The sequence below is a fragment of the Ralstonia flatus genome (assembly GCF_958439105.1).
GTDB classification, from domain to species: domain Bacteria; phylum Pseudomonadota; class Gammaproteobacteria; order Burkholderiales; family Burkholderiaceae; genus Ralstonia; species Ralstonia flatus.
Map to the genome: position 1 here is coordinate 217,424 of NZ_CAUDLI010000004.1, position 25,318 is coordinate 242,741.

The window sequence follows — 25,318 nt, forward strand, 5'->3', positions numbered from 1 at the left end:
TCATGAAACTCTCTCGTATGACGTATGCGCTTGCGGCGACGTCGGTGCTGGCTCTCACGGCGTGCTCCTTGGCGCCTACCGCGGTGCCGCCTGCCACGCCGTCGCCGGACCATTACGGCGTGACCACGCAGGCCGCCAAGACGGTGGAAGCGGCCGGCGTTGCCCAGCAGTTTGATGTGGGGGCCGCGCCCGTGCCGCAATGGTGGAAGCTCTATCGCTCCGATGCGCTGAACGCGTTGGTGGAAGAGGGGCTGCGCAACAACCCCACGCTGGCTGCTACGCAGAAGACCTTGTCCGCCGCGCAAGAGGAACTGCGTGCACAGGTGGGGGCTTCAACATTGCCGTCCGTGGACGCCGGGGCGCAGGTTGCACGCCAGCGCACGCCAAACTTCACGGGCGTGGGCCCCGATGCGCTGCGCTACAACGTGTTTGTTGGCCAGTTGCAGGCGCATTACACCTTCGACCTGTTCGGTGCGACGCGCTATGCCAATGCCGCGAGCGCGGCGCGGGTGGATGTGCGGGGCTGCGAACTGGAGGCAGCCCGGCGTGCACTCGCCGCGAATATTGTCGGCACGGTGATCAACGCGGCAGCGCTGGATCAGCAGATCGCCTTGACGGAACGTCTCGTTGTGGTGGCAGACGCCACGGCGCGGGACAGCCAGCGGCGGTACGAGCTGGGCGCGCTCTCGCATGCGCAGGCGCTGGCATCGACGCAGAGCGCCGCGTCGCTGGCGGCGACGCTGCCTCAGCTGCGTCAACAGCGTGCCGTGACCATCCATGCATTGGCTGTGTTGCTGGGCCGCACGCCGGACGCAGCGCCCGCGGTGCCGGAATTCAGCAGCCTTTCGTTGCCGAACCAGGTGCCTGTGGCGGTGCCGTCGGATCTGCTGCGGGCACGGCCGGATATCCGCGCTGCCGCCGCTGCAGTCAGGGCAGCGTCCGCAGACGCGGGCGAGGCCACCGCGCAGCTGTTCCCAAGCCTGTCGCTCACAGCCTCGCTCGGTCGCGGTGGGTTGAGCTGGCCGGCATTGCTCTCAGGTGCAGGCGGCTTATGGGCGGCGGGCGCCGGGCTGTCGCAGCCGATCTTCCACGGCGGCGCATTGATGGCGCACCGCCGGGCCAAGCTGGAGCTGTATGACGCAACGGTCCTGCAATACAAGTCGGCTGTGTTGTCGGCATTTGAGAACGTTGCCGATACGCTGGCCGCGCTCGAGAACGATGCGCAGTCGCTCGCTTCAGCCGAAGTGGCGTCGACCGCAGCGCGTACCGCGTTCAACGAGACCGCATCGCGACGCCGCCTCGGTGCGCTGCCGGCGTCCGCGGAGCAGTCGAGCGAGCAGCAGTACCTGACTGCGCAGCTCGACACGGTGCGCGCGACCAGCCGCCGGATGAGCGACACGGCGGCGCTGCTGCAGGCCATGGGCGAACTGCCCGCAACCACCGTTCAGACGATCGCCAAAGACTGACCTTGCCTTTGGTTGGGCTCGGCCTCCACGCCACGCGCGTGGAGTGCCGTGCTTCGCCTGCAATGTCGATTGGCTTGTCGATTGGCCTAGTCCACGCCCATGGAATCCGCCCACCTGATTGCCTGTCATGAGTGCGACCGCATGTTCCGGCGGCCGCCACGGTCGGACGGTTTGAACGTCCGATGCTCGCGTTGTGCGAGCGACCTGAGCAGCGCCCACAGCGCCCGCCCAACACTCGACGCCGTATCCGCAATGGCGGTTGCGGCGCTCATTACGCTGGGGATTGCGCAATGCTTCCCGATCATTGCCCTCAATGCGCAAGGGATGACGTCGCAAGCCACGTTGTTTGATGCCGTGTCTTCGCTATGGGCGGGGCACATGCGCGTCGTGGCTGCGGTCGTGTTGTTCACGACCACGTTGTTCCCGTCGATGGAGCTGGTTGCACTGCTCTACGTGTTGCTTCCCTTGCGCGCGGGGACTGTGCCGCCAGGCTTTCGCCACGTCATCCGCTTTCTGCAATGGCTGCGGCCTTGGGGAATGATCGAAGTGTTCATGCTGGGCGTGCTTGTCACAACGGTGAAGATGATCAGCCTCGCGCGGGTGATTCCCGGTGCCGGCCTGTTTGCATTCGCCGCGTTGACGGTGCTGCTGGCGCTTGTGTCGCGGTTCGATCCACACAGGCTCTGGCATGCCTGCGACGAGATCAGGGCAGGGGATGGCGCAACGCCGCCTGCCGAGCTGCGAGCTGACTCGCCGCAGAACGAAGCCGTCGTGGCCGACCCGGTCAAGGGCGTCTGCGCAAAGCATGTCGGGCTGGTGGCGTGCCACACATGCGGCAGCGTTCAACCGTTTCAGCGGGGCGAGGCACACCAGCGGTGCCATCGTTGCCATTCGACCCTGCACGAGCGCCGCCCGGCCAGCGTTTCGCGGACAACCGCCTTGCTGCTTGCCGCTGCGCTGCTTTACATCCCCGCCAACCTGCTGCCGGTGATGCACAGCACCTCGCTCGGCCGTTCGGAAGACGACACCATCCTGAGTGGCGTGGCGTACTTCTGGACCTCCGGCGATTGGGGTCTGGCCGCCGTCGTCTTCATCGCCAGCGTGGTGGTGCCGATGCTCAAGCTCGCCATTCTTGCGGTGCTGGTATTCGCGGCACATCGGCGCTCCACGTGGCGTCCGCACGAAAGGACACGGCTCTATCGCTTGGTCGAACGCATCGGCCGGTGGTCGATGCTCGACGTGTTTGTCGTGGCGCTCACGGTTGCGTTGGTGCACTTCGGCTCCTTCGCCGTCATCACCGCGGGCCCCGGCGCACTGGCCTTTGGCGCGGTGGTGATCCTGACCATGATCGCCTCCATGCAATTCGACCCCCGGCTTATCTGGGACCCGATCGCCGATGCCGACGCCGCGCAAAGCGACTCCTGAACGCATCCCGCGCCCACTCTTCGTTCGCCTCCTCTTCTTAGCAAGCAATGCGTCCTATCGATCTCCCCCTTCCCGACATCACGCCGCCGCGGCGCTGGCTTCCGTCCATTGTCTGGCTCGTGCCGTTGATTGCGGCGCTGATCGGGCTCGCGCTGGTCGCCAAGACCCTCTCCGAGAAAGGCCCGGCCGTCACCGTCACCTTTGCCAATGCCGAAGGCCTGGAGGCCGGCAAGACGAAGGTCAAATACAAGGATGTCGAGATCGGCACGATTCAGGCCATCTCGCTCACGCCGGATCTGAAGCGCGTGATGGTGAAGATTCAACTGGCGCGCGAAGCCGAGCGCTTTGCGGCCAAGGACACCCGGTTTTGGGTGGTCCGCCCGCGTGTGGGCGCGAGCGGCATCTCCGGGCTGGGCACGTTGCTTTCCGGCGCGTATATCGGCGTGGATATTGGGCATTCCAAGGATAGCCAGACCCAGTTTGTTGGGCTGGAGAGTCCGCCATCCGTCACCACCGATCAGCAAGGGCGCCAGTTTTCGCTGCACGGCGATTCGCTCGGTTCGGTCGATATTGGTGCGCCGGTTTTCTATCGCCATCTGCAAGTGGGGCAGGTGGTGGGTTTTGCATTGGACAAGCAAGGCGGGGGCGTGCAGGTGAAGGTATTCGTCAACGCTCCCTACGACAAATACGTCGGTACCAACACGCGCTGGTGGCATGCCAGCGGGGTCGACCTGCGCCTTGATTCCAGCGGCTTGAAGCTGAATACGCAGTCGCTTGCGACCGTCATCGTCGGCGGTCTGGCGTTTCAGTCGCCGCAAGGCCAGGCGGATGGGCCACCGCCGCCGGACAGCACCGTGTTCCAGCTGGCGTCCGATGAAGCCGACGCCATGCGCGAGCCCGACGGTGCGCCGCTGACTGTGGTCATGCGGTTCAACCAGTCGCTGCGCGGCCTGTCTGTTGGTGCACCCGTGGACCTGCGCGGCATTGCACTCGGCAACGTTACCGACATCGGTATCGAATACGACGAGGCTGGCAAAACATTCAGCATGCGCGTCACGATGGCGCTGTATCCATCGCGGCTGAGCCGGCGCACCAACACCTCGCTTCCCGCGCCGGATACGCCAGGCGGCCATGAACTGCTGCAGCACCTGGTCATGCAAGGGCTGCGCGGGCAGTTGCGCATGGGCAACCTCCTGACGGGACAGCTCTACGTGGCGCTCGACATGTTCCCCAAGGCGCCACGTGCGACGGTCGATGTCCACAGGTCGCCGGTCGAGTTGCCGACCGTGCCGACTTCGCTGGATGAACTGCAGGTGCAGCTTGCCGACATTGCGAAGAAGCTGAACCAGGTGCCGTTCGACAAGATCGGCAACAACCTGAATGGCACGCTCGAAAATGCGAACCGCCTGTTCGGTCATCTCGACGCAGACGTGGTGCCGGAGGCGCGGGACACGCTGGCCTCCGCACAGCAGACCTTCAATGCAGCGCAGGCGACGTTGCGGCAGGACTCACCGCTCCAGTCGGACGTGCATGACGCGATGCAGGAACTGACGCGCACGCTTCAATCGGTCAATGCGCTAACGGACTATCTGGAGCGTCACCCGGAATCGCTGTTGTTTGGCAAAAAAGGAGATGCACGGTGATGGTGTCGTGGCTCCCAATTTGCCGCGTCGTTGCCGGCGTGGTTGTCTGCGCAGCGCTCGCGGCATGCAGCTCGCCGCCGGCGCGCTTTCACAGCTTGCTAGGTGGTGATGCCGACAGCGTTGCGGTGGCCGCGCGGGCACAGGCACCTGCACGCGCCTTTTTCGTTGATGTGGTGTCGGTGCGCGTTCCGCCGTCGGTGGCGGGCAGGCGGCTGGTCGTCCAGGCCGGTTCAGGGCAGGTCGACGTCCTGGAAATGGACCGCTGGGCGTCGCCCGTGGGCGATGAGATCCGTGCGGCGCTGTCGTCCGGGCTGGCGTTGCAGACCCGCGCGATGGATCTGCACGGTCTTCCCTACGATGCGAAAAGGCCGATCTACCGCGTGGCCGTGGATGTACAGCTGTTTGATGCGTGGCGCGGCTCGCACGTCCTGATCGATGCCGTCTGGACGATTCGTACTGCGGAAGATCGTCAACTGCTGACGTGCCGCAGCGTCGTCCAGGAGGACGTCTCCGCTGGTATTGACGGCGTGGTAGAAGGCCATCGGCGCGCGCTGAAGGCGCTCGCTTCGCAGATGGCCGAAGCGGTGGTGGCTGACGCTGCCGAACCGTCAGAGGACGCGCGATCGAAGCGAGATTGCGTGGATTCGGCGGCCAGTACCGTCGCCAAGTAAGGTTATTTGCGTAGACGCCCGCGTTCCAACGCGGGCGCTCAGGTCAGCTTGCGCTGTCGGCTGTTTCCACAACGGGCAGCGGCCGGGCGGCCACTTTTTCGGCTTCAGCGCGCTTGAGCCCCAGCGTCTGCAGCAGCGCCGCCGCCGTGCGCTCGGGGAAATGGTCCCCAGAAAATCCCAGCTCCTTGACGACATCCGCGGCCGGTGCACCGGGCGCCAGAAAGTTGAGTTCGGCCGAGATGGCGGTCAGCACGGTGCCGCCGACCGACAGGAATCCGATGAACGGATCCACCACGACAAACCGCTTTGCCGCGATGCCGCGCTCGATATCGCGCAGCAGGCGCTGACCGAGGCCGTGCGTCAGCACGCGCGCCGAGAAGCCTTCGCGAATGAGGAAGCGTCCCCACACAGGCTCGCGCCGCGCCCGAACCAACGTATGCCGCACCGACACCGAGATGATCTCGGCCGGGTCGGACAACCCTTCCGTCAGCTTGTCGAGCGAATCGGCGAACTCCTCGAACACCGCGCTCACCAGCGCGGCGTAGATGGCTTCTTTCGACTCGAAGTGGTTGTAGAACGACCCGAAACCCACATCCGCGGCCTCGGTGATTTCGTTGATGGCCACGCCCTCCATGCCCCGATCCGCCATGAGCCGGAGCGCGGCGTCGAGCAGCCGCGCGCGCGTTTCCCGTTTGCGCCGTGCGCCGCGCGGCTCGCGCTCGTCGGCGGCCGGCGCCGCAGGGGTAGGCGTCTTTGCGACGGAGCGCTTCGGGGTTCGGCGAGTCTCGGTGGTGGCCATGATGGTCTTGGGGTCCGTCCTGTGGTCCTTGTCGTGGCCGCAATTATAGATTCGAATGTCGATATTGACAAAATCATCAGGGATGACTTTAATGTCAAAAAAGGTGACAAAAACCTGACCGAGACGTAGACAAAGAAACGGAGTAGCGGTGGAGACAAATGCACATGCGCGTGCCAGTTCACGCGCCACGGATGGCGCACGCCTCCAGGCGGCCGGCACGTTGCCATCTGAGGTGGACGTCCTTGTCGTCGGGCTCGGCCCCGTGGGGGCCATGCTGGCGCATCTGCTCGCGCGCCATGGCGTGAGCGTGATGGCGATCGACAAGGCGCCCGACATCTACATGGCCCCGCGTGCCATTGCGCTGGATAACGAGGCCCTGCGAATCCTGCAACAGGCCGGCATCGGGCAAGGCGATTTCGAAACGGTGGCCATTCCCCACGTCCGCATGCATTCGCCGTGGCTGGGCGAATTCGGGCGGGTCAACACGCTGGGCAGCCTGGATGGCCATCCGAAACTCGTCACGTTCTATCAGCCCGATCTGGAGCGCTGCCTGCGCGCACGCCTGGCCACGCACAGTGATGTGCATGTCGCGCTCGGCACCACGCTGCTCAGTCTCACGAATCTGCCGGATGGCGTACTGGCTTCACTGGACGTCGGCTCCGGGCAGGTGCGTCGCGTCCGCGCTCGCTACCTGGTGGGCGCAGACGGGGCGAGTTCGCTCGTGCGCCACCTGATCGGGCAGGAATTTCGCGGCACCACGTATGCGGAGGATTGGCTCATCGTCGATGCGCGTCACGTTCCACGGCCGATCGACCATGTGGAATTCCTCTGCGACCACCGGCGCCCCACGCCGCACATGGTCGCCCCAGGCGCGCGCGAGCGCTGGGAGTTCATGCTCCAGCCGGGCGAGCGACGTGAAGAGATGGAATCGGACGGCCGCATTCGCGACCTGCTGGCACCGTGGACCGACGTTGAGAACATCACGATCGAACGCAAGGCGGTCTATCGCTTTCATGCCAGAACCGTCGACCGGTTCAGCGTTGGCCGGGTGTTCCTCGTTGGCGATGCGGCGCACATCACCCCGCCGTTTGTCGGCCAAGGGCTGGTCGCCGGGCTGCGGGACGCCGCCAACCTGAGCTGGAAACTGGCCTGGGTGCTGCAAGGACGGGCCGATGCGCGGATTCTCGACACCTACGACGAGGAACGCCGCCCGCACGCGAAAGCCATGATCAATCTCGCGCGGTTCATGGGCAAGCTGGTGATGCCGCGCAGTGCGCCCATCGCGCTGCTGACGCACGGCTTGATGCGCTTGACGCGGCTAGTGCCCGGCCTGCGCTCGCAGTTTGAAGAGCTGCGCATCAAGCCGAAGAACGCGTTCAAGACCGGGCTGTTCGTCAAAGGATGTTCGTCAACCAAGCTGATGCGCGGTGGCGTGATCCCGCAGGGCTGGGTCAGGAATGCCGAGGGGCACACGTGCCTGAGCGACGAAGTGTTCGGCCACGGCTACACGCTCGTCGGTTTCGGCTGCGACGCCCGCGCGGCGCTGGAGCCCGCAACGGCAGCGGCATTCGAACGCCTGGGCGGCACGTTCGTTCGGATCGCGCATCGCGGGCAGCCTCTGCACCGCGAGGTGCCCGGCGTTTGGGAAGACCTCAACGGCACGTTCCTTCCCGACGCGGTGCCGGTGGGTTGGGCGGCCGTCGTGCGTCCGGACCGCACGGTCGCCCATGACGGGCCCGCTGCCGAGGCAGACCGCCTCGTTTGCGAAAGCCTGGCGCTGCTCGGCGACCAACCTGCGCCCATGCCCGCAGCGGACACCGCCGCTGCCGTGGCTGCCGTTCAATCCGCCTGAGTGCCTCGCCATGAAACTCACCACAGCACAGCCTGCACGCCATCCGCAGCCGACGACCAAGGCGTTGGCGCTGACCTACCTGATGTTCGATCGGCCCGACCTCGAGCGCGCCGAGCGGTTCCTCAATGACTTTGGTCTCGTGACGGTTCAGCGCGACGAGGCGACATTGCTCTTGCGCGGCACCGGCTCCGCGCCGTTCTGCTATGTCGTGCGCAAGGCGCCAAAGGCCGCCTTTGCCGGCTTCGGCTTGCAGGTGGCCGGACGCGCCGCCTTGGATGCCCTGGCGAAACTACCCGGAGCCTCGACCGTGGAGCCATCGAATTGGCCGGGTGGTGGCGATCGCGTGCGACTCGTCGATCCGTCCGGGTTCCGCGTCGATGCGATTGCGGGTCAGGCGCAGACAACCGAGTTGCCGCACCGTTCACCGTTGCCGCTCAACTCAGCAGACGCCGCCGTGCGCATCAACGCAACGCAGCGGCCACCCGTGGGCACGCCTGAGGTGATTCGCCTCGGGCATGTCGTCCTGGAGCTGGCCGACTTTCAGGCCACCTGCGCCTGGTACACGCAGCACTTCGGTTTCATCCCGAGCGACGTGCAGGTGTTGCCCGACGGCTCGCCAGCGGTTGCATTCATGCGGCTGGATCTGGGCGATACGCCGGCCGACCATCACACGCTCGCGCTGGCGCAGGGCTTTGTGTCGAAGTACAGCCACAGCGCCTTCGAACTGATCGACGCCGATGCCGTCGGCATGGGCCACCGCATGCTGCGCGAGCAGGGGTGGAAGCACGCCTGGGGGCTGGGCCGGCACATCCTCGGCAGCCAGATTTTCGACTACTGGCAAGACCCGTGGGGCGACAAGCACGAGCACTACTGCGACGGTGACCTGTTCACCGCCGATCTGCCCACCGGCATTCACCCCGTCAGCCGCGAGGCCATGTCGCAGTGGGGCCAGGCCATGCCGGCCAGCTTCACCAAGCCGAAGCTGACACCGGCGGCCATTGCGGCCCTGATCCGCAACCTGCGGCGCAGCCCCGACCTGACGCTGCGCAAGCTCGTCACGCTCGCCCGGATCTTTGCCTGAGGCCGCACAAGCGCCGTCGGCCGTCATCCATCCAACGCATCGTTCGCCATGTCCATCAATATCGTTCGCTTTGAATACCAGGATCAGACCCGATGGGGCGTGATCCGCGATACCCGCATCACGCCCGTGCCCGGCACTTATGCCACGACGGGTGACTTGGTTCGCAACACCACGTTTGCCGAGCTTGCCGCGCTGAGTGGAGAAACACTGCCTGTGTCGGCGGTGAAGCTGCTGTCTCCGGTCACGCGCAACCAGCAGTTCATCTGCCAGGGCGCGAACTACCGCCAGCACATGATCGAGTCCGGCATGGACCCGGACGTGAAGACGTACAACATGATCTTCACCAAGGCATCGAGCTGCATCGTCGCGGCCGACAGCGACGTGATCAAACCGCAGCGCGTGCAGTTTCTCGATTACGAGATCGAGCTTGGCCTGGTGATGCGCAAGGCGATTCATGGGCCAGTCGACGTGACCGAAGACAACCTGCACGACTATGTGGCGGGCGCCGTGATCGTGAACGACTATTCCGCGCGCGACGTCCAGATCCCGCAGATGCAGTTCTACAAGGGCAAGTCGTTCCGTACGTTCGGGCCGGTGGGCCCATGGCTCACGCTGCTGGAACCGCGCGAGATCCCGGCGCTCAGGAGCCTGCAGCTCAAGCTGACCGTCAACGACAAGCTGCGGCAGAACGACACGACGGCCAACCTCGTCTACGGCCCGGCCGAGACGCTGACCGAGCTGTCCCGCGTGCATGACCTGGAAGCGGGCGATCTGCTGGCCACGGGCACGCCGGCGGGCTGCGCGTTGTCGGTTCCGTCGCCGACCAAGCAGAAGATGGCCGCGATGCTGCCCGAGAAGGCGAAGTGGGAGATGTTCCTGAAAGTGCAGGCCGCGCGCCCTCAGTACCTGAAGCCGGGCGACGTGGTGGAAGCACGGATCCACTCGGCGGATGGGCGGATCGATCTGGGTATGCAGCGCAATCGCATCGTTGCCGAGGAGTAAGCGCCATGTCCGGTTTTTCCAGCCTGCAGGACGTGGAAGCCGCGGAAGGGCAGGGGCTTCCGCTCGATCTTCCGTCGAGCACCTACGAAATGATCCGTCGCGGCGCCAGCTTGAATCCGCAGGCGCCGGCATTGAGCTTCTTTCTGAGCGTCAATGACCACCGCACCCCGCAGACGTGGAGCTACGCGGCGCTTCTTGAACGCATCACGCAGACGGCCAATTTCTTCGACAGCATCGGCGTCAAGAAAGACAGCGTGATCGCGTTTGTGCTGCCCAACCTGCCGGAAACACATTTCGTGATCTGGGGCGGCCAGGCGGCCGGCATTGTCGCGGCGTTCAATCCGCTGCTCGAAGGGCTCGCGCTGGCCGAGCTGCTCAATGCCGCCGGTGCGTCGGTGCTGGTCACGTTGGCACCGTTTCCGGGCACCGATACGTGGGTCAAGTTGCAGCCGCACTTGCCCGCCATCAAGAGCCTGCGGCACCTGGTGCTGGTGAACCTGGCCGACCGCGTGCATGGCGCGGCGCAATGTGCTGCGCAGATCCAAAAGAACGAAGCGCTGCGCTTGCTGGGCCCGCAGGGCGTGCATGGTGCCGTCCCGGTGTGGGTGCGCATCCACGATTTCAACAGCGCGATCCAGGCGCAGCGTGCAGATGGCCTGGACAGCCGACGGCACATTGCTGCACACGATGCGTCGTCGTACTTCTGCACCGGCGGCACCACGGGCTTGCCGAAGATTGCGATGCGCACGCATGGCAATGAAGTCGCCAACGCGTGGAGCACGGCGCAGGTACTAGGCGACGGGATCGGCCCCGGCAAGGTGGTGTTTTGCGGCTTGCCGCTGTTCCACGTCAACGGCGTTCTGGTGACTGGGCTGCTGCCGTTTTCCAGGGGCGCACATGTCGTGCTTGGCACGCCGCAAGGCTATCGCGGCGACGGCGTGATCCAGCGCTTCTGGGAGATCGTTGAGCACCACCGCGTGAACTTCTTCAGCGGCGTGCCGACGCTCTACGCTTCGTTGTTGCAGGTGCCCGTTGGCGAGCGCGATGTGCGATCGCTCGAATACGGCCTCTGCGGCGCCGCGCCCATGCCGGTCGAGGTCTTTCGCCGCTTCCAGGAGCAGACCGGCATCAAGATTCTCGAAGGCTATGGGCTGACCGAAGCGACGTGCGTGAGCAGCGTCAACCCGCCCATGGGCGAGCGCCGTCTTGGCTCCATCGGCCTGCGCGTGCCCATGCAGCCGATGAAGACCGTCGTGCTGGACGAGGGGGGCGCGTACCTGCGGGATTGCGCGGTAGACGAGGTGGGCGTGGTGCTGGTGTCGGGCCCCAACGTCTTTTCGGGCTACCGCCAGGCCGCGCAGAACGAGGGGCTCTGGATCGATACGGGCGATGGCCGGCGGTGGCTCAATACCGGCGACCTGGCTCGGCAGGATGATCAGGGCTACTTCTGGCTCACGGGCCGCAAGAAGGAGCTGATCATCCGCGGCGGCCACAACATCGATCCGCAGACCATTGAAGCGCCGCTGCATCGTCACCCCGCCGTGCAGATTGCTGCCGCCGTCGGCCGCCCGGATGTGCATGCGGGCGAGTTGCCGGTTGCCTACGTGCAATTGCGCGCCGGTGCGTCCGCCACGGAAGCCGACCTGCTCGCCTTCCTGAAGGCGGAAATTGCCGAACGTGCGGCGCTGCCCCGGCAGGTCAACATCATTGAAACGATGCCCCTGACCGCGGTCGGCAAGATCTTCAAGCCGGCACTCAAGCACCGTGAAACGCGTGATGCCCTGTCTGCAGCGCTCCAGGATGCGGGCATCGCATTTGAGGCGCTGGAGGTGGCGGAAGACAAGTCCAGAGGTCTCGTTGCGTCGGTCAAGCTCGACGCCTGCGCATCGATTGCCACCGCGCGTGAAGTGCTTGGACGTTTCCCATTTCCCTTTTCCGTCAATTGAAGTGCGGAGGCGCCAGCGACTTGGCGCATCGAAACGAAGGAGGAATTCCTCGCCCGCCCACCGTCGCATCCAATGTCGCATGAGCGGGTGAAGTGCCCCGCGCCGCATCACGGCGCATTCCAGCAGTTGCAGTCCCTACATTAAAAAAACGGAGACAACATGAAGACCACACGCGCGGCAATGCTCTTGTCGCTCGCGGCGACCTCGCTCGCCCATGCGCAGTCGGCAGGGCAGTGGGTCGTCAACGCGGGCTGGGTGCATCTTGCCCCTCAGGATTCCAGCCAACCGCTGACGGTAAATGCGCTCGGGCAATCTGCCGTGGTGCCCGGCAGCGGGTCCACGCTGGCCAATGCCAATACCTTTGCGCTCACCACACGGTATTTCGTCACTGACCATGTAGCGCTGGAAACGGTGTTCGGCATTCCGCCCAAGCTGCACCTGCGCGGCACCGGATCGCTGGCGGCGGTCGGCGAAATGGGCACCGCACGGGCTTGGAGCCCGGCCGCGCAACTGCAATACCACTTTGGCGAACCGGATGCGCGCCTCAGGCCGTATCTTGGTGCGGGGCTGGCCTATGTCTGGTATCGGGACATCGAGTTGAGCCGGCCGCTGGCAACGGGGCAGATTCTCGCCTCGCCAACCACGGGCTCCATGCTGGTCGGCCCGACCACGGCATCGCTCAGCAAGTCGTTCGCGCCTCTCGTCAATGCCGGGTTGACGTACAACCTCGACGCACATTGGTCGATCGGCGCATCGGTGTCGTATATGTGGCTATCCACCAAGACCACGCTGACGACGCAAGCGCCCGTGGGCACCGTGACAACGACGACGAAGGTGCGGATCAACCCGTTGGCGAGCTTTCTGTCGGTGGGGTATCGGTTCTAAAACGGGGGAAGGGCGCAAAAGGCATGCGGCACGGGAGCCATACGCCTTCCACGGCTGACCCGGAGGTAACGGGAATGCAGGCATGCGTCGGGCGCCCACCTTGCGGGTTGGCATTCCGCCTCGACGCGGGAATGCGCCGGGCCGGCAGCGGCGAACCGGGCCCGTCGCGCCACGTCGTCTTCTTTCAGAGCGCCGAGCGCGACGGTGTTGGGCGCGTATGCCGATGTCAAACCTCCGATGTCGACAGTCCAACACCGGCGCGCCACCGTCAAACAGTGGCGCGCGGCCCTCAGAGGCCCGAACGCGGCCCAAAAACATCCGACCCATCGGAGCTTCGAGGGCCGAGCTTCGCCGTCAAAGACTCGACGTTGACCTGTTGAGGCTGAAGCGCCACCGTCCGAGGCTCGAAGGCGGCTGTCGGAGGTCGAAAATCTCGAGCTTGAAGAGCGGAAGGCGAGTGTTTGAGGTGCGTCTTCCACCCGCTGAGGGTCGATGCCGGATGTTGGAGGGGCATGTTCCGGCGTCAAGGGCTCGGGCACGGCGGTTTCAGGCTGACGTTTGCCTGTGGGCGACCGGTGCTCGAGGGGGATTTGTTCGGAGAGTCACTGCGTTACCACTTCAGGCACGTCGACCTCCGAGGCCATGACGACCCGATTACGCCCTTTCGCCTTCGCCACATAGAGCGCTGCATCGGCGCGACCGAGGGTGCCGGCCAACGTGTCTCCGGGCATGACGCATTCAATGCCCGCGCTGAAGGTGCACCGCACACCTTCTCTTGGCGATTGCTCGACCGCAAGCCGGAGTTCATCCATCACGGCCGCAGCGGCGGTCTTTCCGGTATCGACCAACACAATCGCAAACTCCTCGCCACCGAGGCGGCCGAAAAGGTCCCCCGGCTTCAGCCGCGTGGAAACAACCGACGTGACGTGCGTGAGGATGCGGTCCCCCACCGCGTGGCCGAAGTCGTCGTTGACGGCTTTGAACTTATCGATGTCCAGGACGGCAATCGACAGCGGTTTCCCGCCTGCCACCGCTTTGTGAAGCAAGTCGGTGGCCCTTGCCATGAACGCGCGCCGCATCAGTACGCCCGTAAGTTCGTCAATATTCGCGAGCTGCTCCATCCGCCGGGCGAGTTGATCGTGCGCGAGCATCACCATGCCTGTCGACAGGCACGGCAACGTGACGATTGCCAGTCCGAGAGAAAGAACGTTCCAGGCAGATGGTTGGAGAAAAGGCGTTTGCGGCATACCGAAAGCGATGGCAATCGCTCGCGTGAGGTGGAATAGCGCGCCCAGATACGCGGCCGCCGCAACAAATCGATATGGGTAACGCGCGCCATCCGGGGGCGCGTGGCGCAAGGCCAAGGTTCCAACGGTGATTCGCCCATAGGCGAGGATCAAGGACAGGACGCCGATCCTCGCAGCGGTGTTTTGCGTTTGGGTCGTCAGGTAGACCAGCGCAGCGGCGGCCATGACGAACGCACAGGTTTCGATCCGCCGCCCGGGCGCTTTGCCGAAGAACTGACGCATGCCGTGTACGAGCAACAGCACGGCGGTCAGCGTAATCAGTCCAGCGCAAAGTGTGACGGCCTGCTTGGGCGGGGTACCGGCAATCAATACCGAGGCGGATGCGATTGCCAATAGCCCATGAGCCAAACACCACCGAGCGATACCGGGCACCGCTGTCCGAAGCAGCGACCCCAGGATGGCGACGCTCATCATGCAAGACACCATCACGATACCTATCAGGACATCAGGATTGAGCATGAAATCGGACGGATGGCAGGAATGGACGGCGCTAGTAGGCGTACGGGATCAATTGAAATTGCCGCCCGACTGAACCAGATCGGCAGCTTGCACTGCTGTGAAAGGGATGGCGCTTAAATACCGCTGCGAAACGGGAGGGCCTGGCCGCGCAAGGATATTCGCCACAACATAGTCTTATCGGCGAATGTTTGGGCCTCTTAAGGCTCTTTTTCGGAAATATGCTGTGCCGCTCGGCGTCATACATTCGACTGCATTAGCGCAACGGAAGAATGTTCCCCGGTTGCACTGCGTTGAAGCACCGACGCAGTGCCTACGATTGCGATACGACGGTCTGGACTGGGCGAAGTGAGATGACGGCAGTGAACGGGCGCGGCTACGTTGGCATCGCCGGGGCGATGGTCAATCCGTGCATGCCGAGCGGCAACGAATCGCTCGCTTCACAAGGGCGCCGCCAGCCGCCCCCCACTTGTCCACAGCAACGCGCACACCGCTTGCAAAACCCACCGCAACCAATTGACGGAAAAGGGTTTGTTGCACGCTGTAACAGCGTCGTCCGATGTGGATAACTTTGTGCGGGTGCACCGGTTTCATGTGATCTGCATGTTTGCCCACACCCGTCAAGTCCTTTTGTGACTTGGGTCTTGGCAGACCGGGCGGGTTATGCACAGAACATGTGGATAAGTCTGTGGGAAACACCATCCGAGCCGCGTGGCGACGGCTTTCGGTCGGCGCTGCTTGCGAATGCGGCACGGCTGCTCAGCCGCCCCGGCGCTGCACATTGCAACGATTGATTACAACTTGAAACAGCATGTCGCGCACCCGTTGACCACACTCCCGATACGCGATTGCTGATCGCGACCGACGCATTCAAGGAGAAAAACATGGTTCGGGTACTGACGATTCTGCTGGCCGGTGCCACCTTGCTGAGCGCAACCGGCTGTGCCGACATGACGGCACGTCAACGCAATACCGCCATCGGTGCGGGTGTGGGCGGGCTGGCCGGCGCTGCGCTGATTGGCGGCCCCGGTGCCACGCTGGGCGGTGCCGCACTGGGCGGCTTGGTGGGCAACGTATCGACGCGTTGATTTCGGTTCGACCTGCGCGTCGAGCCCCAAAAAGAAACGGACCCGAGGTCAAACCTTTGGGTCCGTTTTTTTATGCCTGTGCGCGGCTTCGCGTGCGCAGCAGGTCTTCCACGGCCGACACCTCCAGCGGGCGCCCAAACAGAAAGCCCTGCACTTCGTCGCACGCATGCGCCGTCAGGAAGGCCGTTTGCTCGGGCGTTTCCACACCTTCGGCCGTGACGGTCATGTTCAGCGCGCGGGCCATCGCGATGATCGTCTTGGTGAGCGCAACGCAGTCGGCCACCCCAGGCACGCCGCTGATGAACGATCGATCGATCTTGATGTTGTGGATCGGCAAGCTGCGCAGATACGACAGCGATGAGAACCCGATGCCGAAATCATCGAGCGAGATGCGCACGCCCCGTGCGGCCAGGCTCATCAGCAGCCGCTGTGTCGATTGACGGTCGGCCAGCAGTACGCTTTCGGTCAATTCCAGCTCCAGCCGGCCGGGCGCCATGCCCGAGGCCTTGAGCGCCTCGTCAACGTCGCGCTCGATCACGCCGGCATCGCATTGCCGCGCGGACACATTCACCGCCATGCGCCCCGTGAAGCCGAACTTGCGCGCCCATGCTTCGCCCTGCGCGCAGGCCTGCATGAGCGCCCAGCGGCCGAGTTCGAGGATGTAGCCGGACTCTTCCGCCACGTCGATGAACTCGCTCGGTGACACGGCGCCCAGCTCGGGGTCGGACCATCGCATCAGCGCTTCAACCGCCACAAGCTCGCCTGAATGCAGCGCGTACTTGGGCTGATACACGAGCCGCACCTGACCGCGCCCCAGCGCGCGCCGCATGCGCTCGTTGAGGGTGAAGCGGCGCAGCATCTGCGTTTCCAGCGCGCGCGAATAACGGGCGATGCGATTGCGGCCGCTTTCCTTGGCGCGGTACATGGCGGCTTCGGCATGGCTGACGAGCGTGGCCGCATCGTCGCCGTCTTCCGGGTAGGCCGCCACGCCGATGCTGGCCGACAGATGCACTTCGCGGTCGCCGCCGGTAAAGGGGCGGGCCAGCGCGTCGAGCACCTGTTGCGCGAGCGTGTCGGCGGCGTTCGGATCGTCGATGGCCACGCAGAACTGGTCGCCGCCCAGGCGGGCCAGCAACGCACGCTGGCCCGCCTGGGCACGGATGCGCTGCGCCGCGGTGTTCAGCACCTGGTTGCCCATGTGGTGGCCGATCGCTTCGTTCACGGTCTTGAAGTGGTCCAGCCCGATATACAGCAGCGCCGATTCCCCAGTGGAGGGCAGCGCCAGCCGCGCATCGAGCCGCTCGATGAACGCCGCGCGATTGGGCAGCCCCGTGAGCGAATCCTTGGTTTCCAGCAGGCGCAGTTGCTCGTAGGCGGAGCGCTCGGCCGTGATGTCGGTAAAGATGACCAGCACCGCGTGCGGAGATGCGCTGTCCGGCGAGAACATCGGCAGCACCGATTCGCGCAGCCACACGATCTGGCCATTGCCTGCCGGCACGCCCACCACGACGTTGCTGATGGCGCGCCCCGTGCGCGCAGCCAGCGTGGAAGGCCATGCGGCGCGCGGCAGGATCGCGCCGTCTTCGCCCAACATCATGTCGCTCAGCGCCGCGCGCGGTCGGCCTTTCCAGGAGGCCCCCGACATGCGAAGGATCTCGGCCGCACTCCGGTTGTACGACAGCACACGGCCATCGGTGGACAGCGTCAGCACGCCCTCGCTCAGATGGTTGACGACCAGCCGATACTGATCGCGCAACTCGCGGGTCTGGCGATATTCGTTTTCCAGGCGCAGCAGCTTGACCAGCGCGGCGATATAGCGGCCGCACTCTGCGCGCAACGCCGCGTCGTCGGGCGGGGTGGCAGCATCGGCGGTGGCGAAGAAGAGGCAGAGGAGGTCATCGGCGACCGCCATGCCGCCATGCTGGGCCGGGATGCGGCACAGCCATGCCGGCTGCGCGGTGTCCAACACGCGGGTCAGCGCGTCGCGCAACGCAGCGGGCGCATTGGCCTCGCGAACCAGTTCGATCGGCGCCAGCTCATTGAGCAACGGTGCGATGCGGGCGAGCCCGATATCGACTTCGCCCTGCGCCGCGGCCGACAAATGCGCGGCATGGTCGTCCTGCAGCGCCAACTGCGCGCGGGCACGCTGGGTGCCATAGAGCCGCGCCCGGCCGGAAACGACACGCACCACCACACACAACGCCGATGGCAAGGCGGCTTCGAGCGCGCGCAACGCAGCATGCAGCCGCTCGCCCAGCGTCGCGGCGGAAGGCAGCGTGGAAAGCAGATGATCGAGATGCTCGTGCGGCAACGCGGCACCGATGGCGTCGGCGCTCAGCATGCGCTCGCCGGCCTTGCCCGGCAGCTGCGCATCGAGCGGCAGCGGCAACCCGTGTACGACGACCTGCTGCGCGGGCAATCCGTCAAAGCGGGTCGGCGTGACTGTCAGGCGGACGCTGACAACCTCGTGGGGTTCGCCGGCGGAGATGGCTGCGACGAGCTGCGCCGCCGGGATGCCCCGCCCGTCTGACGGCATGGCGTCGGCGTCTTCTTCGGTAGGCCGCCCCAGCCACGCAGGCACATCCTGGAAGAAGCGCGAGAAGGGCTCGCCCAGCAGTTGATCGGCAGACAGCGCCCGCACCATGCAAACGCCTGCGGCATTGGCAAAGACGATGCGGCCTTCGAGCACCACATAGAGCGGAACCGGAAGGCTTTGTGCCGACAACGGGTAGGAAATTTCGTCTTGCATCCCGCGCTCCAACCTGAGGTATTCCCGGTCATCTCTTTAAGCAGGGACTTCGGGCGAGGGAAGCAAAAACGCGCCGGCTGCCGGAAGTCGGGGGCAATGCTCTTCATGATGCGCAAAAGTCGTGCGCGGCGCAAAGTCTAGTTTGTGGTCGATACAACACATTCTGATTTCGTTTTGTCAGCCGCGCCGTTGTCTGTTTGTAGCGCGGGTTTCAAAACGGGTGGCTCGGATGCCGAGGCCTGCGGCGGTGGAAATTCAGTACTGGCGCCATGTTGACTTTCCCGCGCGGCGAAATGCTGATCCATCCAGCGATGCGCCAGCGTCAGCCCGATTGCACACATCAAAACGCATGTTCCCATTGTCAGGATGAAATAGGCGCTGATCCGTTCGATCGAACGTTCCGGAAAGAAGAAAGTCGCGGCGGCAAACAGGGTGCCTGCCAGCAGGCCAAAGAGCAAAAGCAGATAGTAAAAACGACGCGGCAAGAGCGAATTCATTGTTGTCTCATCCAACTGCAACCAAGGGTGTGCTGTTTTGAATCGTTTTACCGTCGGGCCAAATGGACATGCCGCATCGCTGCAATCGCGGTGCGATGGCGTGCCGGCACGCGGCGCCGTGCGGATGAATCGGTATTGCGTTTGCTGGACTGCTGCAGACTGCCGCCCGGGGAAAAAACCAGAATTGCGGGACCCGGTAGCGCTTGCTATGGTGGTGGCACTGAAAAGCAATGCGATACGTGCTTGTAGCTTGAATGATCTCGTACGCTAATCCGAGGCGTCAATCTGACTTTCCGGTTGAAACTGAGCATCGGGCGTGCCACAAGTTGATTCTTGGCGGAGTGGTGTTCTTTGAAGGGCCTCGATCAAAAATATTGAAATTTGATTTCAGTTATGAATACAATTGATCTAATATCTGGTTCGCACCAGATTTCACACCAGACTTTATCGGGAGCCCCTATGGCGACATACAAGGAATTGATTGCACAAAAGGCCAAACTGGAAGAGCAGATCGAAACTGCGCGCGCCAAGGAGCTGGAAGCGGTGATCCAGCAAGTGCGCCAGACGGTTGCCGAATATGGCCTGACGGCTGAAGACCTGGGCCTGGCCCAGCGTCGTGGCCGTCGTGCCGGTGCCAAGGCTCCGGTGCCGGCCAAGTATCGCGACCCGAAGACGGGCGCGACGTGGTCCGGCCGCGGCCGTGCCCCGGCCTGGATTGGCAAGAACCGCGATAAATTCCTGATCGCCTGATCTGTCGGCCCTGCCTGACGCGCAAGTGCCGCAATGCAAATGGCCCACCTGCCCGGTGGGCCATTTGCATTGCGGCACGCGATGATCGTTCCTGTATAACGACGGCATGACGCCCCGCCTGCCCAAATACCTCGAACTGGCCGATCGCATTCGGCTCGACATCCTGCACGGAGCGCTGCCGGCCGGCAGCATCGCGCCCAGCGAGAACGAAGTCGCCCAACGCTACGGCGTATCCCGTTTGACGGCGCGCCGCACGCTGAACGAGCTGGCGGCGCGTGGTCTGCTCAAGCGCTCGCGGGGGCAGCGCAGCGTGGTGCTCGATCGCGTGGGGCCGCATCGGCCGGTGCTGTACGCGCCGGGCCAGTCCGATGCGGCGCTGGAATATGTGCCGGGCGCTGTCTATACGGTCAGTGCTTTTCGACTGGAAGCGGCGGACGCGACCGTGGCGGCCGCACTCGACCTGGCGGTAGGCGCGCAGGTGGCATTTGTGGAGCGCCGTGCCCAGGTCGAGGGGCAGCCCATCATGCTGCTGCGTACCTGGCTGACGTCGCGGCTGGCGGCGATGCTCGAGGCGCGCGACTTTGAGGATCGCCTGTTCGTGCAGGTCTTCCAGCGTGCCAACCTGACGATCGCCCGCTCGCGCGAGGCGCCCCTGGCGTGTGTGGCCGATGCCCACCAGGCCGCACAGCTGGGTGTGGATGCGGGCGTGCCGCTGGTGCGCGTGCGGCGCATCGGTTACAGCGTCGCGGACACGCCCATTTCCCTCACGTACTGCGATTTTTCGCCCGAGCGTTATACGCGCGAAGTCGATATCCGCGTGCTTCAAAACGACTGAAAGCGCACTGCGCCAGACCGGTGCAGAAACGGCGCCACACACCCTGCAATGGGGACTTGTCCGCCTGGGGTATTCAAGCTAGTCTGCGCCCCTTCCCGAGAAAACACATTCATTTGTGAAGCGACGCTTTGCCGACGGCGTATTGGCACGGCAGTTGCATTCACGGCGCCATCTCAGCGGCGGCGGGTTGAGCCACCTGCCGCCTCCACGCTGATTCAGTCGATTCAACACAACGGAACCACAAGAGGGAGAACTCAACAATGCAACTCAAGCGACGTTTTTCGCTGGCCGTGCTGGCTGCCGCCGCCGGTTTGACCGCAGGCGCAGCGCAGGCCCAATCGTCTGTGACGCTGTACGGCCAGGTGGACGCCTGGGCGGGCGCCACCAAGAACCTGGGCCAGGACCGCGCCTGGGGTGTCAATTCGGGCGGCATGTCGACGTCGTACTGGGGCCTCAAGGGCAGCGAGGATCTGGGCAACGGCCTGAAGGCGATCTTCACGCTCGAAGCGTTCTTCCGCCCCGATACGGGCAAGTCCGGCCGTTTTGACGGCGACCACTTCTTCGCACGTAATTCGTTTGTCGGCCTGCAGTCGAATAGCTGGGGCTCGATCAAGCTGGGCCGCAACACGCCGCCGTACTTCGTTTCGACGATCCTGTTTAACCCGTTCATCGATTCGTACACGTTCTCGCCGATGGTGTTCCACACCTACCTCGGCAACGGCCGTTCGGGCGCAGCAGGCATCTCGGGCCTGGTAGGCGATTCGGGCTGGGATAACTCGATCATGTATTCCACGCCGGACATGGGCGGCCTGACGGGCACCCTGATCTACGGCGCTGGCGAGCAAGCCGGCCACAACGGTCAGAACAAGTGGGGCGGCAGCCTGCTGTTCTTCCGCGGCAATTTTGCGGCCACGGCGGCGTTCCAGCAGGTGCGCTACGACGGCGCGCCGGGCGATCTGAACAGCCTGGTGGCGGGCTTTGCGCGCCAGACGGCGGGGCAGCTGGGTGCGACGTATGACTTTGGCGTGGTCAAGCTGTACGGCCAATACCAGTACATCAAGAACACGATCAGCACCGGCGACGCCAAGAGCAACGGCGGCCAGCTGGGCGTGTCGATTCCCGTGGGCCCGGGCAGCATCCTGGCGTCGTACGCGTACACGAAGACCTCGGGTGCGGCCGACGTGAAGCGCAACACCTGGGCGGTCGGTTACGACTATTCGCTGTCCAAGCGCACCGATGTGTATGCGGCGTATTTCCGCGACAAAGTGTCGGACCTGTCCACGGCCGACACCTTCGGCGTAGGCATCCGCGCAAAGTTCTAAGCCTTTCGCGTTCTGCTTTCCTTGTCACCGCCCGCGTTTCGACAGCGTGGGCGGCCATTTGCAACGGCGTCCGAATTTCGGGCGCCGTTTTTTGTTGTGCGGAAGACGGGTGAGGGCGGAGGGTCAGCCCGTGCGGGCCAGGCGCAGCGGCGGTGAGGGGGGCGAAGAGGACTCTGCCCCAATGTTCGGCTGATTCAGCAGCATGGCGCCGCGCTGCGTGGCCACGAAGACGGCCTCGGTGCGGCTGCGCACCTCCAATCGGCGATACAGCGCGTTGATATGCGCCTTCGTTGTCGCCTCGGAAATGCTCAGCATGCGGCTGATGGTTTTGACCGGATGCCCGCGTGACAGCAAGACGAGAATTTCATATTGACGCTGCGTCAGGCCGAGCAAGGCGCAATCGTCATTACCATTTGAGCCGGACGAACCTGCTGCAATGGCTTCGGGCCTTGTCAGCACAATCGACGCCGGCACATAACGGCCGCCGGCGAGCACCAATTCCAATGCCGCCGCAATCAATTTGCCGGAATAGCTCTTCAGCAGATAGGCCGAGACATTCAATTGCATCAGCGTGCGCACATGCGCGGCGGAATCGGTTTCACCGAGCACGGCAACATGTCGGGGATGTGGCTGTTGCAACAGCCGCGAGAGGGCGGGCAGATCGTCGATGCCCGGCAAGGGCAGGCCGATCAGGGCCAATTCGGCGTCCGCATGCGCCGCGAGATTCTCAAAGAGGGCTTCGTCCGGCTCCACGCTGACCACCTCGGTAATGGCCGGCAGAGATTGCAACACATGGGTTGCGCCGGCACGCACCAAAGGGTGTGCCTCCACTACGATTGATTTCACTGCGCCGCCTGTCTGGTTATGGTTTGTTTGTCCATTTCCGGAATCAGCCTGTTGCCGCGTCTATTTGAACTTGTGGTCCAAAATCAATGCAGCCGTGCCCTTGGAAATGCTTTTGGCGCGCGGTCTCGGTATATTTCCCCGTTCAACCGGCAGTCACCGCAGTACGGTGCCGCCGGGCCGAAACCTTGGCACGCCATTCAGGCGCAATTTCCTTCCGGTTTTTCTTGTTTATGTCGCCAGGCGCGGAGGATTAACTCCGCCAAAATCGCAGAATAAATCCCCAGCATGCTTGTTGCACCCATCAATGGGATGTAAACCTTTTTGTTTACCCCGATCGGTGGTGTGCTAGACCCCCCTATAGATAGCAGGATCAGACGGCAGCAGCTAGCCCCACTTCACGCCCATTGACGTGAGCGTAAAGCGCGGCTTTTGTACCCAAAAAGCGTGTTTTGGTGGCTTATTGCGCGACCACCGAGAAGCGCGGCATCGACAGCGGCTGTTTGCCGTCGCGGCCGTACGGTGTGCCGCCGCCGTTGTTGGCAGCATGCAGGACGGACAGCGCGTTCTGCGTGGCGCGCAGGCGCAGGTCGATCAGGGTGCCGTTGTCGATGTTGCGCTGGCGCAGCAGGCGGGCCAGCGCGAGGTTCTCGTCGAACAGGCGGCTGGCGGTTTCGTCGGTGCGCAGGTATTTGACCAGCCCGTACGGATCGGCACCGCCGTGCTGGGCCCACCACAGACGGCGATCACGGTCGGCTTCGCCCAGGGCGGCGAGCTGTTTTTGCTTGGTCTGGGTGACGCGCTCGAGTTCGGCCATGTCGCCATCGCGCAACGCCTGCGCTTCGGCATCCAGGGTGAGGGTGGCTGCGCGCAGCAGCTCCTGCTCGTCGGCAAGGGTGCGGATCAGCAGTGTGTTGTCCATGGTGACTACCTCAGGCTCAGTCTTGGAAGCTTGGGCAGCCGCCGGCTGGCACACCGCCCCGCCGCGATGAGTCCGAACAGACCGGCGGCGTCAGAAAATACAGGGGACGGACGACGGGAAACCCCCGTCAGACCTTCTTGGAGCGCGTGGAGAGCAGCGATTGCGCGTCGGAAAGCGCCGCATCGGCGATCTTGCCGGCGTCCATCTTCAGCGTGCCGTTCTGAATGGCACTGCGGATCTGCTCGACGCGTGCGGCGTCGAAGTCGCCGCTGCCCACTTGGCGCGAGACTTGTTGGACCGACAGCGACGGCGAATCGCTGGTGTGGCGCGTGGTGCCGGAAGCCGTCGTAGCGGCGGGGGTCGAGCCGGTCGCGCGCGTCGACCCGGACGCAGCGTCCTTGGTCGGCGCAACGGCCGGCGTGTTGTTCACGATATGGTTGATTTTCACGGGTGTCTCCGAAGAGCGCGTTCATCCTAACACCCATATCGGCCAACCCCGGCCCAAACTTTAGCGGCAGGTATCGATCACGCATCACAATAGAAAAGTGATCCGCCGTTATCAATCTGGTCTAAAACTGGATCGCCACGACGCCGGCGGACTGTGCAATGCCCGAGACGACATTGCCGTTGGCGGTGCGCACCTGCGCCACCTGGCCCACGGCGGCCTGGTTCAAGGCCCGGCCGTCGCTGCTGACCTGGAAGCCGCCGCCCTCGGCGACGATCTTGACGGTCTGGCCAGCCTGCACCGCAACGGGCAGGCGCAGGCTTTCGGCACGCAGCGGCTGGTTGGCGGCCACGCTCGTGAGCAGTACACGCCCCACTACATCGGCCGGCTGCTGCACGACCGACGCCGGCAGCGTGGAGAGATCGCCGGTACGGGCCTCCAGATCACCCATATCGAGCGTCTTGCCGGGCGGCAACGGGTGGGAAGCGACGTAGTACGTCCCCGTGATCTGGATCGTGGCCGGCACCCAGGCCGCCCAGGCATGCGGCGAGCGGCAGCGCACGCCCACTTGTATACGGCCGCGCAGGCGGTTGGCCGCCGGCAGCATCAGGTCGATCTGGTCGCAGGGCTGGTTGGCCACGCGCGGGTCAATAGGGCCGACTTCCACGGAGGCACGTGGCGCACCCGTCTCGTTCGTGCCGCCCAGGATGTCCAGTTGCGACTGCAGCTGTTGCTGAATCTGCATCTGGATGGCGTTCGGCCCCTGGATGGTCGTGGCTTGCGGCTGTTGCGCGGCTTGGGCAGGCATGGGCGCGTTGGCAGCGGCCGGCGGATAGCCGACGCGCATCATGCCCTGGGCGTGCGCCAGGATCGGGTGCACGAGGCTGGCCAGCAGGCCCAGCGCCAGGATCAGCAGCAGCTTGCGCTGACGCCCCGCCAGCGGCAGGGCCGCAGTGACAGGTCGGATCGGGTGGTGCGTGCTGCGTGCAAACCGCGTGGACATGGAAAGCCCCTTCATCAAAAGTCCGGTGAAGTGTAGCCACGCGTGCGCGAGGGCCAAATGCGGAAATGTCGGCCAATCCCCCCCTTATTCCAACGAATGGTCTTGCACACCGGCCCCTAGACTTTGCAACGTGGTGAAGTCCCTGGCGTTGCGCGGTTCCTGGCCGTGCAGCCTGCCCCGGTGGATCGGTTTCCCGGCCAGACACCGGATTCGCAGACAGGTCTTTTCCATTGAGGCTGCATGACGGCAACTCAGCAAGACAAGCGGTTCAGCGGTTTTGGAGACGGCATCGGCGGTTTTGAAGGGGCCGCTGATGCCGGGTTCTCCTGCC

At 64.3% G+C, this 25,318-nt stretch carries 21 protein-coding genes; 13 read left to right on the forward strand and 8 right to left on the reverse strand.

Annotated features, from left to right (window positions below; translation table 11 throughout):
* Positions 1-2 precede the first annotated feature (2 nt).
* From R2676_RS11170 to R2676_RS11185, 4 genes are all read left to right on the forward strand, one after another.
* Positions 3-1,466, forward strand: coding sequence for an efflux transporter outer membrane subunit (locus R2676_RS11170; RefSeq protein ID WP_206274646.1), 1,464 nt, complete (start codon positions 3-5; stop codon positions 1,464-1,466).
* 99 nt (positions 1,467-1,565) lie between these two features.
* Positions 1,566-2,891 carry a paraquat-inducible protein A gene (locus R2676_RS11175; RefSeq protein WP_206274647.1) on the forward strand — a complete coding sequence of 442 codons (1,326 nt, stop codon included), beginning with the start codon at positions 1,566-1,568 and terminating at the stop codon, positions 2,889-2,891.
* A gap of 47 nt (positions 2,892-2,938) precedes the next feature.
* Positions 2,939-4,534 carry a PqiB family protein gene (locus tag R2676_RS11180; RefSeq protein ID WP_206274648.1) on the forward strand — a complete coding sequence of 532 codons (1,596 nt, stop codon included), beginning with the start codon at positions 2,939-2,941 and terminating at the stop codon, positions 4,532-4,534.
* Positions 4,534-5,205, forward strand: coding sequence for a PqiC family protein (locus tag R2676_RS11185; RefSeq protein WP_206274867.1), 672 nt, complete (start codon positions 4,534-4,536; stop codon positions 5,203-5,205). Before R2676_RS11180 ends, R2676_RS11185 begins: the two co-directional genes overlap by 1 nt.
* Before the next feature lie 43 nt (positions 5,206-5,248).
* Here the strand turns inward: R2676_RS11185 and R2676_RS11190 are convergent, their stop codons facing one another.
* Positions 5,249-6,004 (reverse strand): TetR/AcrR family transcriptional regulator, encoded by a 756-nt coding sequence (locus tag R2676_RS11190; protein ID WP_206274868.1) that lies wholly within the window; start codon positions 6,002-6,004, stop codon positions 5,249-5,251.
* A gap of 148 nt (positions 6,005-6,152) precedes the next feature.
* Here R2676_RS11190 and R2676_RS11195 point away from each other — a divergent pair, with 148 nt between their 5' ends.
* The 5 genes from R2676_RS11195 to R2676_RS11215 all read left to right on the forward strand — a co-directional run bounded on the left by R2676_RS11195 (position 6,153) and on the right by R2676_RS11215 (position 12,770).
* Positions 6,153-7,856, forward strand: a complete 1,704-nt coding sequence (locus R2676_RS11195; protein ID WP_206274649.1) for a bifunctional 3-(3-hydroxy-phenyl)propionate/3-hydroxycinnamic acid hydroxylase — start codon at positions 6,153-6,155, stop codon at positions 7,854-7,856.
* A gap of 10 nt (positions 7,857-7,866) precedes the next feature.
* Positions 7,867-8,937 (forward strand): VOC family protein, encoded by a 1,071-nt coding sequence (locus tag R2676_RS11200; RefSeq protein ID WP_206274650.1) that lies wholly within the window; start codon positions 7,867-7,869, stop codon positions 8,935-8,937.
* A 48-nt stretch (positions 8,938-8,985) separates the two neighbouring features.
* The gene (locus tag R2676_RS11205) at positions 8,986-9,939 is read left to right on the forward strand and encodes a fumarylacetoacetate hydrolase family protein (protein ID WP_206274651.1); all 954 of its coding nucleotides are present in this window, start codon (positions 8,986-8,988) and stop codon (positions 9,937-9,939) included.
* A gap of 5 nt (positions 9,940-9,944) precedes the next feature.
* Positions 9,945-11,885: an acyl-CoA synthetase gene (locus R2676_RS11210; RefSeq protein WP_206274652.1), complete on the forward strand. Its 1,941-nt coding sequence runs from the start codon at positions 9,945-9,947 to the stop codon at positions 11,883-11,885.
* A 159-nt stretch (positions 11,886-12,044) separates the two neighbouring features.
* Positions 12,045-12,770 carry an OmpW/AlkL family protein gene (locus tag R2676_RS11215; RefSeq protein ID WP_206274653.1) on the forward strand — a complete coding sequence of 242 codons (726 nt, stop codon included), beginning with the start codon at positions 12,045-12,047 and terminating at the stop codon, positions 12,768-12,770.
* A 602-nt stretch (positions 12,771-13,372) separates the two neighbouring features.
* Here R2676_RS11215 and R2676_RS11220 read toward each other — a convergent pair.
* Entirely contained in the window at positions 13,373-14,536 is a 1,164-nt protein-coding gene (locus R2676_RS11220; protein ID WP_206274654.1) for a GGDEF domain-containing protein, read from the reverse strand.
* Positions 14,537-15,417: 881 nt separating this feature from the next.
* Here R2676_RS11220 and R2676_RS11225 point away from each other — a divergent pair.
* The gene (locus tag R2676_RS11225; RefSeq protein WP_027679852.1) at positions 15,418-15,621 is read left to right on the forward strand and encodes a hypothetical protein; all 204 of its coding nucleotides are present in this window, start codon (positions 15,418-15,420) and stop codon (positions 15,619-15,621) included.
* A gap of 70 nt (positions 15,622-15,691) precedes the next feature.
* Here R2676_RS11225 and R2676_RS11230 read toward each other — a convergent pair whose 3' ends face one another.
* The gene (locus R2676_RS11230) at positions 15,692-18,370 is read right to left on the reverse strand and encodes a putative bifunctional diguanylate cyclase/phosphodiesterase (RefSeq protein ID WP_316857190.1); all 2,679 of its coding nucleotides are present in this window, start codon (positions 18,368-18,370) and stop codon (positions 15,692-15,694) included.
* Positions 18,371-18,507: 137 nt separating this feature from the next.
* Positions 18,508-18,867 (reverse strand): hypothetical protein, encoded by a 360-nt coding sequence (locus R2676_RS11235; RefSeq protein ID WP_206274656.1) that lies wholly within the window; start codon positions 18,865-18,867, stop codon positions 18,508-18,510.
* A gap of 459 nt (positions 18,868-19,326) precedes the next feature.
* Between R2676_RS11235 and R2676_RS11240 the strand changes: the two genes are divergently transcribed.
* From R2676_RS11240 to R2676_RS11250, 3 genes are all read left to right on the forward strand, one after another.
* Complete coding sequence (locus tag R2676_RS11240; protein ID WP_009240021.1) at positions 19,327-19,617, forward strand: H-NS histone family protein; 291 nt, start codon at positions 19,327-19,329, stop codon at positions 19,615-19,617.
* Between the two features lie 106 nt (positions 19,618-19,723).
* Complete coding sequence (locus R2676_RS11245; RefSeq protein ID WP_102065424.1) at positions 19,724-20,452, forward strand: GntR family transcriptional regulator; 729 nt, start codon at positions 19,724-19,726, stop codon at positions 20,450-20,452.
* A gap of 260 nt (positions 20,453-20,712) precedes the next feature.
* Positions 20,713-21,774, forward strand: coding sequence for a porin (locus R2676_RS11250; protein WP_027679856.1), 1,062 nt, complete (start codon positions 20,713-20,715; stop codon positions 21,772-21,774).
* A 123-nt stretch (positions 21,775-21,897) separates the two neighbouring features.
* Here the strand turns inward: R2676_RS11250 and R2676_RS11255 are convergent, their stop codons facing one another.
* The 4 genes from R2676_RS11255 to flgA all read right to left on the reverse strand — a co-directional run bounded on the left by R2676_RS11255 (position 21,898) and on the right by flgA (position 24,987).
* A complete protein-coding gene (locus R2676_RS11255; RefSeq protein ID WP_316857188.1) occupies positions 21,898-22,620 on the reverse strand; it encodes a response regulator transcription factor in 723 nt (240 codons plus the stop codon).
* A 457-nt stretch (positions 22,621-23,077) separates the two neighbouring features.
* Complete coding sequence (locus R2676_RS11260; RefSeq protein ID WP_206274657.1) at positions 23,078-23,539, reverse strand: flagella synthesis protein FlgN; 462 nt, start codon at positions 23,537-23,539, stop codon at positions 23,078-23,080.
* A gap of 127 nt (positions 23,540-23,666) precedes the next feature.
* Positions 23,667-23,987, reverse strand: coding sequence for a flagellar biosynthesis anti-sigma factor FlgM (gene flgM / locus R2676_RS11265; RefSeq protein WP_206274658.1), 321 nt, complete (start codon positions 23,985-23,987; stop codon positions 23,667-23,669).
* Between the two features lie 121 nt (positions 23,988-24,108).
* A complete protein-coding gene (gene flgA / locus R2676_RS11270) occupies positions 24,109-24,987 on the reverse strand; it encodes a flagellar basal body P-ring formation chaperone FlgA (protein WP_206274659.1) in 879 nt (292 codons plus the stop codon).
* Positions 24,988-25,318: the final 331 nt, after the last annotated feature.

Bases quoted from the DNA above. Each gene is read 5' to 3' on its own strand.
- R2676_RS11170 (WP_206274646.1), top strand. From the start codon at position 3: ATGAAACTCTCTCGTATGACGTATGCGCTTGCGGCGACGTCGGTGCTG.
- R2676_RS11175 (WP_206274647.1), top strand. From the start codon at position 1,566: ATGGAATCCGCCCACCTGATTGCCTGTCATGAGTGCGACCGCATGTTC.
- R2676_RS11180 (WP_206274648.1), top strand. From the start codon at position 2,939: ATGCGTCCTATCGATCTCCCCCTTCCCGACATCACGCCGCCGCGGCGC.
- R2676_RS11185 (WP_206274867.1), top strand. From the start codon at position 4,534: ATGGTGTCGTGGCTCCCAATTTGCCGCGTCGTTGCCGGCGTGGTTGTC.
- R2676_RS11190 (WP_206274868.1), bottom strand. From the start codon at position 6,004: ATGGCCACCACCGAGACTCGCCGAACCCCGAAGCGCTCCGTCGCAAAG.
- R2676_RS11200 (WP_206274650.1), top strand. From the start codon at position 7,867: ATGAAACTCACCACAGCACAGCCTGCACGCCATCCGCAGCCGACGACC.
- R2676_RS11205 (WP_206274651.1), top strand. From the start codon at position 8,986: ATGTCCATCAATATCGTTCGCTTTGAATACCAGGATCAGACCCGATGG.
- R2676_RS11210 (WP_206274652.1), top strand. From the start codon at position 9,945: ATGTCCGGTTTTTCCAGCCTGCAGGACGTGGAAGCCGCGGAAGGGCAG.
- R2676_RS11215 (WP_206274653.1), top strand. From the start codon at position 12,045: ATGAAGACCACACGCGCGGCAATGCTCTTGTCGCTCGCGGCGACCTCG.
- R2676_RS11220 (WP_206274654.1), bottom strand. From the start codon at position 14,536: ATGCTCAATCCTGATGTCCTGATAGGTATCGTGATGGTGTCTTGCATG.
- R2676_RS11225 (WP_027679852.1), top strand. From the start codon at position 15,418: ATGGTTCGGGTACTGACGATTCTGCTGGCCGGTGCCACCTTGCTGAGC.
- R2676_RS11230 (WP_316857190.1), bottom strand. From the start codon at position 18,370: ATGCAAGACGAAATTTCCTACCCGTTGTCGGCACAAAGCCTTCCGGTT.
- R2676_RS11235 (WP_206274656.1), bottom strand. From the start codon at position 18,867: ATGAATTCGCTCTTGCCGCGTCGTTTTTACTATCTGCTTTTGCTCTTT.
- R2676_RS11240 (WP_009240021.1), top strand. From the start codon at position 19,327: ATGGCGACATACAAGGAATTGATTGCACAAAAGGCCAAACTGGAAGAG.
- R2676_RS11245 (WP_102065424.1), top strand. From the start codon at position 19,724: ATGACGCCCCGCCTGCCCAAATACCTCGAACTGGCCGATCGCATTCGG.
- R2676_RS11250 (WP_027679856.1), top strand. From the start codon at position 20,713: ATGCAACTCAAGCGACGTTTTTCGCTGGCCGTGCTGGCTGCCGCCGCC.
- R2676_RS11260 (WP_206274657.1), bottom strand. From the start codon at position 23,539: ATGGACAACACACTGCTGATCCGCACCCTTGCCGACGAGCAGGAGCTG.
- flgA (WP_206274659.1), bottom strand. From the start codon at position 24,987: ATGTCCACGCGGTTTGCACGCAGCACGCACCACCCGATCCGACCTGTC.